The following is a 14443-nucleotide window of genomic DNA, read 5'->3' on the forward strand; positions in this document are numbered from 1 at the left end:
TCCTCCTCACTCCGTTCATGAACCGACTTCGTTTCCAGCCGTGATCATGCGGTTTGCCGTTTAGCTAAAGACGGATGACGGCGAGACGTTCTACCTTCCGTGTGAGGATAATTTTACAAGCGATCTTACGGTTCGGTTGCTGGATGCACTTCAGACTGAATTCGGCGAAAAACTCTGCGTCGTGCTGGATAACGCCCCATATTTTGCGGCGAACAAGGTTAACGAATTTGCCGAAGATACGCCTCTCGAACTGTGTTACCTCCCGCGGGGTTCACCGGAGCTGAACCCCGCGGAGGAGTGCTGGCATCAACTCAGCCAGCGTCTCGGTAACCAGCTCTTCGAGGAACTCGACGAGCTTCGCGACGCTGCTCTCGCCGCGCTTGATTCGATTGAACCGCCGAACCTTTCCCCGTATTTGTGTCCGTGAGTATAGTATTATAACTCCCGTTCAGTATCTGCGACACAGAATCTAAATCCGATTCGTTTACGGGTCAAACTCGCCACGGCGAATCCCTTCTCTGACTGGTTCGTGTTCTGCGTCCGACGGTGGTGGTGCTGTCACCAGCAGCGCCTCCAGTTGCGTATTGCCGGCTTTCACACCCCGAGCAACGCCTGCTTTTACCACGACTACATCACCCGGTTCAACCGCGTGCTCGGTAGTCTCCTCACGTACCACACCGGTTCCCGACTGGACGGCGATGGTGACGTCGCTGTCGGGAGCGTGAACGGGAATGAATTGTCCCGAGGCGAAGTACCCGAGTACGACCTTCAGGCGCTTGTTCTCGAACACAGTGCGGGCGGTGAACTGATCATCGTTGTACTTCCGTTCGGTATCGAAATCTGTAGCTGGCATGCTTCGTTCTCCGGTGTCTCTTCCGTACATAGATGATTCGGTACGCCCAGAATGACGGTTCTCCCGAACATGTTCCCGAAAGACGCTCCATTTCTCTTGATGCACTGGACGCTTTCCACATCGCTCATAGCCAATACACATGGCTAAATCGCTACCTACAAACCCGCTTTCATTTTGAAAACTATCATTAGCGAATATCTCCGCTATTCGATAGAATCCGAGTCAGCGAGTCGCACTGACTCCCGCTTGGTGCGTGTATATGGTTCCTTCGATGGTTGGGTCTTAACACTATCTGTCGGTCGTCCTGCACCCGGCGGGTCGCCAGTCCCCTTCAGGAAGAGGAAGATGCCGAATGCAATCGGCGAGAGGAGCGCCATCAGTAGGCTTCCGCCGACCGCAGCGACTCCGGCTGTGATGGATATCCCACCGGTAGCCAGATCGCCAACGGCGATAGCGCCTTTCATCCCCATCGACTCGTGCGGCGCGCACGCGTATCTGCTGATGCCCTCGCCATCGAACGTGAGGGCGTAGGTCGCGCCGGCTTCGCTCAGCATGTCGCTCGCGTAGCCTACCTCCTCGTCGTAGACGTTGTGCGCTCCACCGTCGCCGCTCCATTCCCAGATGACCGTCGTTCCCGGATCGACGCGGACGGTCGCCGGATCGAACGCAAACTGTCCGCCATTTCCGGCGGCACCGACGGTGACGCGAACCTCTTTCTGACCGGTTGCATCGACCGTTCCGTCGTAGTTGTCCACACCGTCGAACCAGTTGCCATACTCAGGTTCGGCAGTCGTACTCGATGTCCCTTCGCCGACCGCGACGGTGCCGATAATGATGGCCCCTTTCATGCCCATCGACTCGTGCGGCGTGCAAGCGTAGCGACTCACGCCCTCGTCGGTAAACGCGTGTTCATACGTTGCGCCAGCATCGCTTAGCAGGTCGCTTTCGTACGAGCCGTCCTCAGCAGCGACGTTGTGAGAGCCGCCCTCGCCGGTCCACTCCCAGATAATCGTCGCTCCGGGATCGACGCGGATGGCCGCAGGGCTGAACGCAAAGGAGCCACCGTTGCCGATCGCACCAACCTCGATACGAACCGTCTCCGTGCCGGTCTTATCCACAACCCCGTCGTAGTTCTCGACGTCTTCAAACCAGGTATTGAGGTTTCCGGCGTTGGTTTGGGCAGTGGCTGGCTCTGCAAACCCGGCAACCATTCCTGCGGTAGTCGCGCCTGCGGCTATCTTGAGAGCTGTGCGACGATTCATCCCGTTCCGGACGCAAGTCGAGGTGGACATTGGCGCTCACATATAGTGAAAGGCAGCAGACGAGCATAATACGGTATCCTGATTCTCACTCTTTGAGAATACCCTGTTACTTATATAATTATTCCTAGCCAAGTAGTAACTGTAACGGAGCAGTCCAAAATGACCTACACCACGACTCGACGTCAGATGCTACAGGCAATGGGGATCGGCGGTGCGGCGGCTCTTGCTGGCTGTACAATCGGCACGCAACCGACCACTGATCTGACTGTTAGCGAAGTTTCGCCGCCGTCGGCCGAGCAAAGCCTCAATGCGGCACAGCCGGCCGACGTCAAGCGTATTTCTGCCGACCCGCGAGACATCCCAGAACCCATCACGCGCGACGAACCGGCGGTCGTCGATGCCGAACTCGAAACGCGCGAACTCGTCGCGGAGATCGAACTCGGTGTCACGTTCCAGTACATGACGTTCAACGGGCAAGTGCCCGGTCCATTCGTCCGCACGCGCATGGGCGACACGGTAAACCTCACCATCCGCAACCATCCGGACAACTCAATGGCTCACAACGTCGACTTCCACGCCGCCCGCGGGCCGGGCGGCGGCGCGGAGGCGACGACCGTCCAGCCCGGCGAAACGAAGCAGCTTCGATTCAAAGTCACCTATCCGGGCGCGTTCGTCTACCACTGTGCGGTTCCAAACGTCGACTATCACATCTCTGCGGGGATGTTCGGCATCATCCTCGTTGAACCCGAGGAGGGATTGCCCGAGGTCGACCACGAGTTCTACCTCGGCCAGCACGAGGTCTACACGAAGGGGAAAGCAGGCGAGGAGGGCCACCACGAGTTTGACATGGCAACGATGGCGCTCGAACAGCCGACCTACGTGTTGATGAACGGCGAGAAGTACGCTATCACGCCCGACAACCACGGACCGATGTCCGTGAAGACCGGCGAGACAGTCCGGATGTTCTTCGCCGTGGGTGGCCCGAACCTCCTTTCGAGCTTTCATCCCATCGGTTCGGTATGGGACGAGGTGTGGCCGCAGGGAGCGCTGGCTTCGGAACCACAGCGGTACGTCCAGACAACACCCGTGCTGCCGGGAAGTGCCGTCATCACGACTGCGATGTTCCCGGTGCCGGGCGATTACAAACTCGTCGACCACGCACTGAGTCGGGTGGTACACAAGGGCGCGCTTGCGATCATCCGTGCTGAAGGACCGGAAAATCCCGCGGTCTTCGAGCCGAATCCCAGTGCGTAGTCAGTCGCAGTAGCGCCCTCTCCTCCTATCAAAACGGCGACTGTGGTCCTCGGCTTGGCTCTTTTTCTCTCATGGCTCGCTCCATCGGATTGGACCCGATTCGGTTGTTTTCGAGCATCACCATGACCGAACCGGTCTCCAGGTACTTCTCTTCGAGTTTATCGAGTTGTTCGTTGATCGCCGCACTCTGGTGGTGCATCGGATGGAGGTGGACTCGAACGAGGTCATAGTCAAGCCGGTCGATCTCCCCGTTCCATGCGCGGAACGACCCGATAGTGAGCGTGTGACTTTGCGGGCAGAACGGCGTCGTCGGGGTGAACTCCGCTCGAAGAATCGATTGGTCGTCCGTCTCCTCCGCGTATCGATATCCCGCATCCGGATGTCGATGGTCGAGGTTGAGGCGTGCGAGGTTATAATTGAACGTCATATCGTAGACGCCGCGCTCCTCGAAGAGCTCCTTCGTCAGTTCGTGAAGCGTGACGTGATGGTCATCATCCAGAAGCTCGTGATTTTCGAGAAACGGTCCCGATTCGGGAATGTGTTCAGGGACGAACTCTCCGTACTCGTCGAAGATGTCGTCGGCTGAATCGGCGAACGGTGACGGGAAGCCAGCCATAGAGTGGATTGGATGAGGGGAGATGTAGGTTTCACCCCGAACCTGTTCGTTTCCAGTAGTTCGGCTCCGACTGCTCACTATCAGGAGGGGGACAGAATCTTTCGCATCCGCCGGCTGGTGGATACTGAAAAGTGGGTTGCCTCACATGTTCGGTCCATTCCCACCGGGTGAGAAAACCCCTCGCGGCTTATTTCCGTACCATTCGAACGGACAACTATACCATGACTGATCGCATCGGCGCACCGGGCACTGGCATCTCACGACGGGAATTCCTCGCAGCGAGCGGCGGTGTCGGCACAGCAGTGCTGGCTGGCTGTACGGCGATCGGTCAGGAATCGTCGTCCAACCCCTCTCTCGGCGACCCGCCAGCGAACGTGAGTGGCGACGGCAGTAAACTCCCGTACACGTCCCCACCCGAAGTCGTTCAGGTCGACGAACAGGGTGGGAAAGTGACGCTCAGCACCCAGCAGTGCAGACACGCAGTCCACCCAAAGAAGACGATGGGCGGGCCGATCGAACTTCCCCAAGTCTGGGCGTTCAAGGCCGACGACGGTCCCGCGAGCGTTCCAGGGCCGATCCTTCGCACCACCGAGGGCAACGACATGGAGGTGACGCTGGACAACACGAACGGGATGCGCCCGCACACCGTTCACTTCCACGGCCCCCGGAAGACATGGAAAAACGACGGGGTGCCGACGACGACCGGGATTCAGGTCGATCCGGGGAAGAAACACACCTATTCGATTCCCGCAAACGTCCCGGGAACACACTTCTATCACTGCCACTACCAGACTCATCGCCACATCGACATGGGGATGTACGGGATTCTCCGGATTGATCCGAAGGGATACGAGCCTGCCGACAAGGAGTATTTCATGACGGTCAAGGAGTGGGACTCGCGGCTCAACCGGATGATGGCTGGCGAAGACGTACAGTACAGTCCGCGGGATCGCAACCCCGACGTGTTCACGATCAACGGCAAGAGTGCTCCGCGTTCGTTCCACCCCAAGGACGGTTCGCCGATCATCGTCGATAAGGGCGACTCGGTTCGGGTCCACCTCGTCAACGGCGGGTACATGGCCCACCCGCTCCACACTCACAACCATCGGTTCGAGGTGGTCGAATCCGACGGTGGCCAGATCCCTGAGGCCGCACGATACACCCAGGACGTCGCCAACATCGCTCCCGCCGAGCGCCGAACCATCGAGTTCACCGCCGACGCCGACCCCGGCATCTACCTCCTACACTGCCACAAAGTCCACCACGTCATGAACGGCGACACCTATCCCGGCGGGATGCTCGGTGCAATCGTCTATCGGGAGGCAATGGACTCGGACATCTTCGGCCAGCTCATGAGCTACGCTGGCTACGACGGGAAGTGATTTCGATGAAGGCAGCAGCTCAACCGAGCGGAATACAGGTTGGTCGACGAGGATTCCTGAAGGCCGCCGGCGGAACAGCCGTGGGTGTCGGGACGCTCGGAACAACGACAGGGACCGTCAGCGCACAGGAACAAGGCGACGCTGGTGGCTGGTTCGATGGCGTCGGCAACTACGAGGGCGTCGTCGACAAAACGGGTCAGAGTCAAATCGAAGTTGCCGTCGGTGCAAAAGGCAACCGCGGCAATTTCGCGTTTTCACCGCCAGCTATCCGTGTCAATCCCGGGACGACGGTCACATGGAGATGGACCGGTGACGGTGGAGCGCACAATGTGGTCGCCGAAAACGGTGCGTTCGAAAGCAAGATAGCGAGCGAAGCTGGTCATACATTCACGCACACCTTCGAGAAGAAGGGTGCAGTCAAGTACGCCTGTGTGCCCCACCGGAGCATGGGGATGCGCGGAGCGGTTCTCGTCGGTGCCGACGCGACCCTCAGTAGTAGTTCGAAGCAGGCCAGCGGTGAATCGTCGTCACCGTACGGTGGCTGGCTCGATAACGTCGAGAACTTCGAGAAGGTCATCGATCTGTCCAACCGTGAGCGAGTCGAGATCCGCGTGGGAGTGGCGGGCAACGGTGGGAACTTCGCCTTCTCACCACCAGCGATCAAGATCGACCCTGGGACGACGGTCGTCTGGCAGTGGGCCGAAGACAGTGAGGCGCTCACCGTGGTTGCCCGCGATGAGTCGTTCTGGACCGATTTCGGGCAGGAAGCAGGTGAGACGTTCGAGTGGACGTTCACTGGAAATCGCGTCGTGAAATACTCCTGTCCGGCGTATGAGCCGCTCGGCATGAAAGGCTTGATCGTCGTCGGCAATCCGGACCTGCCGGCAATGGGTGAAGTGCTATCGACGCCGTGGGGTAGCGCGCTGGCCGGGAGTGCGCTCATGGCGGTTCTCTCGCCAGTCGCGCTCGGCGTGTTCCTTGCGATTCGTGAAACCACTGATACCAAGATGACTGATTCAGCTGATCAACACGTATAATTGGACATCGCCGATACGATAGGAAGGACTGTACTTTGTACCCTCAACGGCTCGAAACCATTGCATCCCTCTCGCGTAAGTAACCCCTGAGACGAGCAAACGTATCAGCACAGCTCCCGGATTCGTCACGAAAGGCGGCAGTCGTCGCAAGCGTCTCCCAGTCTCCAATCAGGACTAGTCGCTTCTTCGCGCGTGTGATAGCGACGTTGAGACGCTTCCGTCCAGTTTCAGGAGGGTGCTCTAAGAATCCGGAATCGTTGGCAGCATTTGATCGAGTGAACGAGACGATGATGACCTCTCGCTGACCTCCTTGGAACTTGTCGATAGTTTCGACGTCGATTGCATCGTGACTCTCATCTTCGAGCTCCCGCCTCAGCATTGCCTTGATTTTCCCTCGTTGATCACTATATCCCGTGATGACTCCAATATCAGATGGGCTAACACCGTGGTTGAGAGCCTTCTGGACTTGCACAGCAACGTACTGCGCCTCCGTCGAGTTATAATACGAATTCGAATCTTCGTGTTGTTCTTCGCCGGTAGCGGCGTCGATCCCGAGAAGAGGAGCAAGATCATCGATCGTCGCGGTTCGGTTGTGATCTCCATGCTCCAGCCTTCCATCGTAGAACTCTTCGCTCGCAAATTCTGCTATGACTTCGTGCATCCGATATTGTCGATAGAGCGTTTGAGCGAGTTCAACATCATAGATATCCATCAATCGTTCGAATAGCGATGTATGAAGCCCTTGATCCCGCATTTCGGGGTCAGACACGAACGGTGGGAGTTGTTTATGGTCGCCTGCGAGAATGGTTCGAAGACCGCGAGTGCGAAACCGACCTTCTTCAGTCTGTGTGATGCGGCGTCCCCATCCAAAGGGGACGGCCGTTGCAGGACCTGATGCCTGCGTTGCCTCGTCGATTACGACGAGATCGAAATTAATTTCGTCTTGATTCTCGAGAGTAGCCGCTGTGTTGGTTGTCGATGCAACGATATCCGTCTCCCCAAGCTCCGTTTCCATGTGATCCGTCGAAACAAAATAGCGTTGACGTACGAGTGGGTCAATATCGTGGGGAGAACCGCTGATACGAATCAGCGATAGGTCTCGCAATTCCTCATTGGTATCGAATCGCTGAGCGATCCGATGCAGAGAGGCAGGATCCGTTTCCTGTGCGTCGCTCTCACCAGCGACGATGTTGTCGACCGCTTGGTTGGAATGAGCACAGACGAGAACTGTCTCTCCCTGCTCGACTGCGTGTTCGATAATGGTAACGAGGGTCCGAGTCTTGCCTGTTCCCGGCGGACCGTGGATACAAAATACATCGTCAGCACAGAGTGCATCCACAGCGGCGCGTTCTTGATACGTGTTCAGCTCTAACTTCGGATTGAACCGAAGACTCAGTGGTGAGGTGAACTCCATTTCATACTCCCCTCGAAGAACAGATTCAAAGTCCCGTGATAGTGTCTCAAACGCTTCGTATTCTCGGTGTTCCGCAATACCTTTCGCCACAACTCGGAGTGCAGACCGTGTTGTCCCCTCCAAATCGATGTCTTGTCGATCCTGAACCCCGAAAGAAACATCAATCTCGATTGATCGCTGATGAATGACGGTCACGATGCCGTCAAGATACTCGATATCCCCAGACTCCGTTTCCCACAGCAGCACAACCGTGTTTCCTTCGTAGATACCGTACACATCCTCAACGCATTCATACGTTCGATGAAAAGAATGCGCTAGCGGAAGATTCACGCGGCAGATAGCCATTCCATCCTCGATTTGGAGTCGGGGGGATCCGATAGTACCGCTACCGTCCCTCTCTACTTCGACACCCTGTTCGATACGTGATTGTAATTGTCTCTCGTGCTCAGCTAAGAGTTCAGTTCGGACGAACTGGAGGGTGTCAGCGACGAAGGTCTCATATTCTTCGTCACTCATCGCTGATTCGGCGGTCACAGGTTTCTGCCTGTACGGCGGGCGGTCGTCGATCAAATCACCGATCTCTCCCTGTGAAAGTTCGAATCGTCGATCCCAAAACCGGAGTCGATAGAGTAGACCCGATCGTGGGGCATCTTCATACTCGACGTATTCTGAGATATCACTATCGGTACTGTGATAGGTGAGTGACTTTCCGTGCTCGTCCTCCCGATAGCCGATATAATCGCCGGTGAGATTCGGGCTCTCTGGTTCGTGTACAGGGAGCATCACTGACTCACCGACGCTAAGTCCGCGTCGTCGAAAAATTGCGATTAGTTCGTCCAGAGCAACGGGGGGATCATCAGTCTCCCATCGGTCACAGTTCCGTACTTCGTCGTCTCCTATTGGGATTTCTGACGGATTGCTAGAGCGGAATCGAGATACAGCAGTACCCAAATACGTTCCCATTAGTATCTCTATCGAACCAAAATACAAAAACTCTCTGTACAGCGGTATGATTCATGGTCGTCCTCGATATGGTTGGTTGTTCTAAGTTAATCCTATGCTCTCGACTTGGCAACTCTGCGTTACGCTCGCTGACTGGTCAGCGAGCAGTAGGTCATGAGACCGAACGGTGGTTCCCGGTGTAGTCCTGATGTTTTCGTCCTGTGCTCGGTGTTACTCGTCTTCCGCCGTGGTTCGAACAAGCTCTATCGACATTTGAGTCAGCATTCTCCGACAGCCGTAACGTCGATTCGTTCAAACACCTCGTGAGCGCGCTGATTCACAGTGAAACGCAGTGGACCGTTAGTGGACTTTCCCGAGGGATTTCGCGTCCCGACGTGGACGCGAAATCCCGCAGGGCCTACGACTACTTCTTCGGTGGTGCTGACTGGTCAGCCACCGATCTCGCCCAATTCCACGCTGAGTACGTCTTCGACCAGCTTCAGGTCGGTGCTGGTGACGACGTACTTCTCCACATCGACGATACGTTCGCTCCAAAAACCGGCGACGCCACCGATGGCGTCGCCCGGTTGTACAATCCCGTCGCTGCTGAGACCGAATTAAGCAACAAGATCGTCACGTCTTGCCTCCAGATTGGCGACGTCTACGTTCCATACCTCGCACGCATGTACGTTCCAGAGGATCTCGCGTCGGATTTCGACGAGCCATTCAAGAAAAAGACCGAGATCGCCGTCGAAGAGATCGTTACGCCGCTCCAGCTGCCGGCTGGAGCGGCTCTCACCGTCGTTTTCGATTCCGCGTACTACGGCGACGAAAGAGTTGCTACAATCCAAAACCACGGTCACGACGTCGTTTGTCGGCTGAAATCCGACAAACACGTCTCGCCACAAGGTGTCGTCTGGACCCAACGCGTCGACGCCTTCGCGTCGACGCTGGAGTACGAATCGACGACGATCACCGTCCGTGGGAAGGAGAAAACCTACGACATCGCAAGCGAGGTCGTCGAAATCGAAGGCGTCGGTCCGGTGAAGATCGTCGCGAGCAAGACCGAGGACACAACTCGACACTACCTGAGTACGGATCTCGGCCGGTCGGCGGCCGAGATCCTCGAACTCGTTGAACAGAGATGGAACATTGAGACGGTCCACGAGGAATCGAACGCGAAATTCGGCTTCAAGCAGTACCAACTGGAGCGAAAACAGGCGATCGAGCGCTACTTCCAGTTAGTGTTTCTCGCTTGGACACTGGTAACGTTCGCTGAACGGGCGAACGTAGCATTTTGGGACGAACGAGGCGGACTGAGCGTCCGCCTCGATCATGCCAAAGAAGCGTACCTCGTGGAGACGTTGCTCGAAATCAACGACAAGGTTGCCCCGTCGCTCCCGCGAGCGGAGCGACGGGAGCAGCTGCATGAACTGGTGCGTGAGTTCTCGTGGTCCTCTTTCGCGGATTTATTTGTTACAGCCATTAATACATATACTCTATTAAATGGTAGATGTGGTTTTTATTAGGGGTTAATTTGTGAGTTCATTGCGATGAACCGAACGCGGAGCCTGTCGATATTTTAGCCACATCTCGCTGAGTTAAACGATCTTGCCAAGCCGAGTATGCTGTGTTTATTTGAGTGCAGGAGGATGATCAAGTCGAGTGCTGAAGTTCCGTACGGTGACAGTGATCGTCGCACCAACATCAACATAAAGATTTTATGATGTATTATAATATCGAATATTATAGAATTCGATAAAAGACCTACCGAACCTATCCGACACTAGCGAACCCTGATTTCCTAATGCCCCGAAAATCTTCCTCACTCACGTGGGAGAGAAGATCAATAGTCTTGGAATGAGTCTATTATAGGGATTCGCAGAAGTGTTCGTTCTTTCTGACGCAGCAGATCCGTGACTGATTGAGATCAGCGTGACCGACTCAGAGGCTGAGGGCACCGTAGAAAGGGGGACCATTTCGATACCTTCACGAAGTTAGTAGGATAATCAGTAATGCTAATTCGATTCACTAATAAATAGGATTCTTTCAAGCGGTTCTACTATAATTTACTACATAATCTATATGCTAGTGGCACTATTATATTGGATTAAGAAAACAACCAGCGGACTGACTCAAACATATGTTTAGAAAAAACAATGAGCACGAACAAGAGCAGCTCTTTTCGCCAGTAAAAGAGCTGCCGCCCGGTGTCATGAGGAAATTAGAGAACCACTGGTCCTCTCACTTTTACGAGCATGTGTTTACTCAGATTGATGAGGAGAAATTCGAGGTACTCTACCACGATGGATATAGCCGTCCGAACAAACCAGTCAATGAACTGGTCTCATTGGAAATCATTAAACATCTGCTTGGACTCTCTGATCAACAGCTCGAAGACGCCTATCTCTTCGATTTTCAGGTTCGCAACGCATTGGGAAAAGAGACGCTTGGCGATAACATCTGTCCGAAGACGTTTACCAATTTTCGCCGTCGGTTAATCGAATATGAAGAGGCAACAGGTCTTAGTCCCTAGGGAAAGTTATGGGTGTAGAGTTCGAGTAGTGGGCAATGAGTGAGGACCGCCGTATCGAGATCGTGCGGCACCTGAGCGAGGAGGATCTCGATCAATTGCTCTCCGAGGCGGACGATGACAAAATCGTCCGCCGTCTCACGTTCGTCAAGAATCTCTACGAGGGCGACACGCTAGAGGAAGCTGCCAACCGCGTCGGTAAGTCCCAATCAACCAGCAGCCGGTGGGCACGACGATGGAACAAGGGAGGCCTCGGACTCCTCACGCCGAACTTCGGGGCCGGTAGGCCCCCGAAGCTCGGCGAAGACGAGCAGGAAGAACTGCTCGAACTCCTCCGCAAGGGGCAGCCTTGGAAATCACAGGAGGTCCAGCACCTTCTCAACGAGGAGTTCGATGTCGAATACCATCCAGTCTACCTCGGAAAATTCCTCAAAAAGCTCGGTCTCTCACGCGCGATTCCGCGAACAAAGCGCCCCTCTCGGCCCGAGAACGCCGAGGAAATCCTCGAAGAACGCGTCGGAGACGCGTTCGACGAGGACACCGATGAGCCACACAACAAACAGGACGGTGACGACGAGGAAGGCTGGGTCGTCGACGACGAGATCTGCACGGACGGCGGAACTGTCCTCGGATTTTTCGATACATCCCAGCCACAGCCCTGGGACAACTCACAGCGGCTGTACTACGTCGATGACCCGCACATCACTCGACCGCTGGTTCGTCACGACGAACCAACGGTCGGCTTCTACGCTCTCAACGGTGAGAGTGTGGTGAGTTTCCCCGAGAATCAGGAGAAAGAACAGATCTGTGCATGTCTCGAACGGGTCCGCGAGCAGAATCCGGTGGGGCGGATTCTGCTCGTCTTGGACAATTTCTCGTCGCATATCTGCCTGTACACGCGCAGGCGCGCGCATCAACTTGGAATCGATCTCGTGTTCCTTCCTGTTGGTTCGCCGGATCTGAACCCGATCGAGCCGGTCTGGAAAAGTCTCCGGTGGGAAGCATCGCCGCTCATCGTCGAGAGCGCGGAGGAATTCCGCGCTCTCGTCACGGATCTGTTTGAACGTCTCACCGATCGAGTGAGTTTCGCCGTCTCGTGGATCGAGAACTTCCTCGCATCTCATATTCAGAAATTATCTTGATGACTACGACCTGTTGCACGAGGTCTTCCAGGACCACCGCACCTACCTCCAGCAAGAATTCGAGATCGACGCTACTACCCAGCGAATGGATTCAACGTTCATCGAGGCCAACATCAAGCAACTCTCCCGGATCGATCTCATCGCCAAAGTCGTTCACAACTTCCTGGACGATCTCCCTGACGAGATCGTCCAGAAACTCCCCGCAGGCATCGACACATTCGCCGACACAGAGAATCTGGAGCTGTCCTATGCACTGGAGCCTGGTGAGGTCGACTCAACCATGGAAACGCTCGTCGAACATGCTGCTTGGCTCGTCGACAGATTTGAAGCTGACCAGCGATACGCTGATCTGGAGAGTTTTGCCCACCTTCAGCAAGTTCTCGATGAACAGTGCTATCGCATTCCTGAACTCGAAGACGACGACCAAGATCACGATGAAGACGATGGCAACCCGCCCGGTGACTCACCGTCACCGGGCTGGGAACCACTCAAAATCTTTACATCCAGCAAGGATGAGGGGGATCACCGGCAGGCCAGTGATGAGACAACACAGCCGGAGACGAACAACCCTGCGCAAGATCGCGTCGGGCTGAAAGAGCCCGACGAGATCAGTAGCGGTTCGATGCAAAATCCACACGACGTGGACGCGACTCACCGCCGGAAGGGCGGTGAGTCTCACTCTGGCTACAAAACGAATGTCGCCGAGACCTGTGACGGTGACAATTCGTTTCGACTGATCACGACGATTCGCGTTGATACCAACAACACGGACGATGGCGATCTTTTGGCCGAAGACGTAGCGGAGCTACCGTACGAGACCGGGTTAACGGATCTCCTCGTTGACGGTGGCTACACGCACAAGGACGTGGAGTCGCGCTGCGGTGATCATGCGATCACGCAGCACTTCACAGGATTGACGGGACAGCGGCCTTCTGGGGAGAAGTTGTCACTGGCTGATGCGGAGTGGGACGGGCACCGAATGGTTGCGTGTCCTGCGGGACACGAACCATTCGAGCAGCGGTACATGCCCGAGAGTGGCCGCATCTCGGGCCGAATGGACAAAGAGTTCTGTGAGGGCTGTCCACACAAAGAGAACTGCTTCGTGCAGGAACAACAGCAGTTCTACAGTTACGGTTTCTACGAGCGGAAATTGGAGCTTGCGTACCGGCGCAAGCGATTAGATAATCCAGCAGAGCAAGAGTTTCTGAACTTACGCGCCGGGGCTGAGTCGTTGATCAATGAGGTGTATCACCAGGATGGGAAGAAAACACGGTTCACAGGGATAATCAATGTGAAGAACGCGTCGATAGCGAAAGCTATCGGGACGAATCTCAAGCGAGCCTCACGATTCCTTGAATCGGAGGCGAAGCGAGAGCCATCGGCGGGATAGACAGGAGAGAAGCGTGTTTTCGTTGGGTCGGGGCTCGATTCTATCGTCTTGTTGAGTGGATGAGTCGGTCATTCTGGATGACGACACTACTCTGATGAGATGAGCTGAAAATGACTCAGTCGGGGTGTTCCCGGCGGAACACCCCTTTCTCCTGTGCCGTCAGAGGCTGTATTCAGCAGACGGTCGTCGTTTGTTGCACACTCCCGGTGACGAGACAGCCGTTTAGATGGTGTGCATGTACACTACTTAGCATTAAACGCTCCCCATACAGATCAAGCCTTAGCCGCTATTTTAGTACGGAGCAGTACTCAATGAGGTGCTGCATGACATCCGTGGTGTATTCGCCGCACAACTCACATTGTATCGGCGGATGAGGGCCAACATTCTCTTCGAAAACCTCGATACGTAGTTCGTGCTTCGTGAACCAAAACCCAGGCTCGCCACGTCGATACCGTACGTATATTCTCGATTGCCTTGCAGATGCCTCTAGATCTCGCGGGATTTGGTCGAGGACTTCGTCGAGGATATTCGGGTCCGTATGGGCGGTGGTGCAGAACAGTTCTCATAGCGTGATGGTTGGACTGGCGATATCGTTGTCCCGTTCGTGATTTGTGAGGG

The 14443-nt window shown here is 55.5% G+C and carries 11 protein-coding genes and 1 pseudogene; 8 read left to right on the forward strand and 4 right to left on the reverse strand.

Features of this window, described 5'->3' with window-relative positions:
- Positions 1–70: 70 nt before the first annotated feature.
- Positions 71–427, forward strand: a pseudogene (locus ACQUQO_RS16805) (IS630 family transposase); the annotation flags it as partial.
- 57 nt (positions 428–484) lie between these two features.
- On the opposite strand, the gene ACQUQO_RS16810 reads toward ACQUQO_RS16805, so the two are convergent.
- Positions 485–853 (reverse strand): cupin domain-containing protein, encoded by a 369-nt coding sequence (locus tag ACQUQO_RS16810; protein WP_435079592.1) that lies wholly within the window; start codon positions 851–853, stop codon positions 485–487.
- Between the two features lie 203 nt (positions 854–1056).
- Positions 1057–2115 carry a halocyanin domain-containing protein gene (locus ACQUQO_RS16815; RefSeq protein WP_435079594.1) on the reverse strand — a complete coding sequence of 353 codons (1059 nt, stop codon included), beginning with the start codon at positions 2113–2115 and terminating at the stop codon, positions 1057–1059.
- A 159-nt stretch (positions 2116–2274) separates the two neighbouring features.
- Between ACQUQO_RS16815 and nirK the strand changes: the two genes are divergently transcribed.
- Complete coding sequence (gene nirK / locus ACQUQO_RS16820; protein ID WP_435079596.1) at positions 2275–3369, forward strand: copper-containing nitrite reductase; 1095 nt, start codon at positions 2275–2277, stop codon at positions 3367–3369.
- Between the two features lie 28 nt (positions 3370–3397).
- Here nirK and ACQUQO_RS16825 read toward each other — a convergent pair whose 3' ends face one another.
- Positions 3398–3985 (reverse strand): hypothetical protein, encoded by a 588-nt coding sequence (locus ACQUQO_RS16825; RefSeq protein WP_435079598.1) that lies wholly within the window; start codon positions 3983–3985, stop codon positions 3398–3400.
- A gap of 221 nt (positions 3986–4206) precedes the next feature.
- On the opposite strand from ACQUQO_RS16825, the gene ACQUQO_RS16830 reads away from it, so the two are divergent.
- Positions 4207–5367 carry a multicopper oxidase domain-containing protein gene (locus tag ACQUQO_RS16830; protein WP_435079600.1) on the forward strand — a complete coding sequence of 387 codons (1161 nt, stop codon included), beginning with the start codon at positions 4207–4209 and terminating at the stop codon, positions 5365–5367.
- 5 nt (positions 5368–5372) lie between these two features.
- Complete coding sequence (locus ACQUQO_RS16835) at positions 5373–6404, forward strand: halocyanin domain-containing protein (RefSeq protein WP_435079602.1); 1032 nt, start codon at positions 5373–5375, stop codon at positions 6402–6404.
- Positions 6405–6447: 43 nt separating this feature from the next.
- Here the strand turns inward: ACQUQO_RS16835 and ACQUQO_RS16840 are convergent, their stop codons facing one another.
- Complete coding sequence (locus ACQUQO_RS16840; protein WP_435079603.1) at positions 6448–8388, reverse strand: AAA domain-containing protein; 1941 nt, start codon at positions 8386–8388, stop codon at positions 6448–6450.
- 593 nt (positions 8389–8981) lie between these two features.
- Here ACQUQO_RS16840 and ACQUQO_RS16845 point away from each other — a divergent pair.
- The 4 genes from ACQUQO_RS16845 (at position 8982) to ACQUQO_RS16860 (ending at position 13825) form a co-directional block, all read left to right on the forward strand.
- Positions 8982–10289 carry an IS701 family transposase gene (locus ACQUQO_RS16845; protein WP_435079605.1) on the forward strand — a complete coding sequence of 436 codons (1308 nt, stop codon included), beginning with the start codon at positions 8982–8984 and terminating at the stop codon, positions 10287–10289.
- Positions 10290–10903: 614 nt separating this feature from the next.
- Positions 10904–11296 (forward strand): transposase, encoded by a 393-nt coding sequence (locus ACQUQO_RS16850; protein WP_435079607.1) that lies wholly within the window; start codon positions 10904–10906, stop codon positions 11294–11296.
- 35 nt (positions 11297–11331) lie between these two features.
- On the forward strand, positions 11332–12435 hold the full coding sequence (locus tag ACQUQO_RS16855) for an IS630 family transposase (RefSeq protein ID WP_435079608.1): 1104 nt from the start codon (positions 11332–11334) through the stop codon (positions 12433–12435).
- Positions 12436–12448: 13 nt separating this feature from the next.
- Positions 12449–13825 (forward strand): transposase, encoded by a 1377-nt coding sequence (locus ACQUQO_RS16860; RefSeq protein WP_435079610.1) that lies wholly within the window; start codon positions 12449–12451, stop codon positions 13823–13825.
- The last annotated feature ends 618 nt before the right edge of the window (positions 13826–14443 follow it).

It is taken from the genome of Halococcus sp. AFM35, from assembly GCF_051195015.1.
Taxonomy (GTDB): domain Archaea; phylum Halobacteriota; class Halobacteria; order Halobacteriales; family Halococcaceae; genus Halococcus.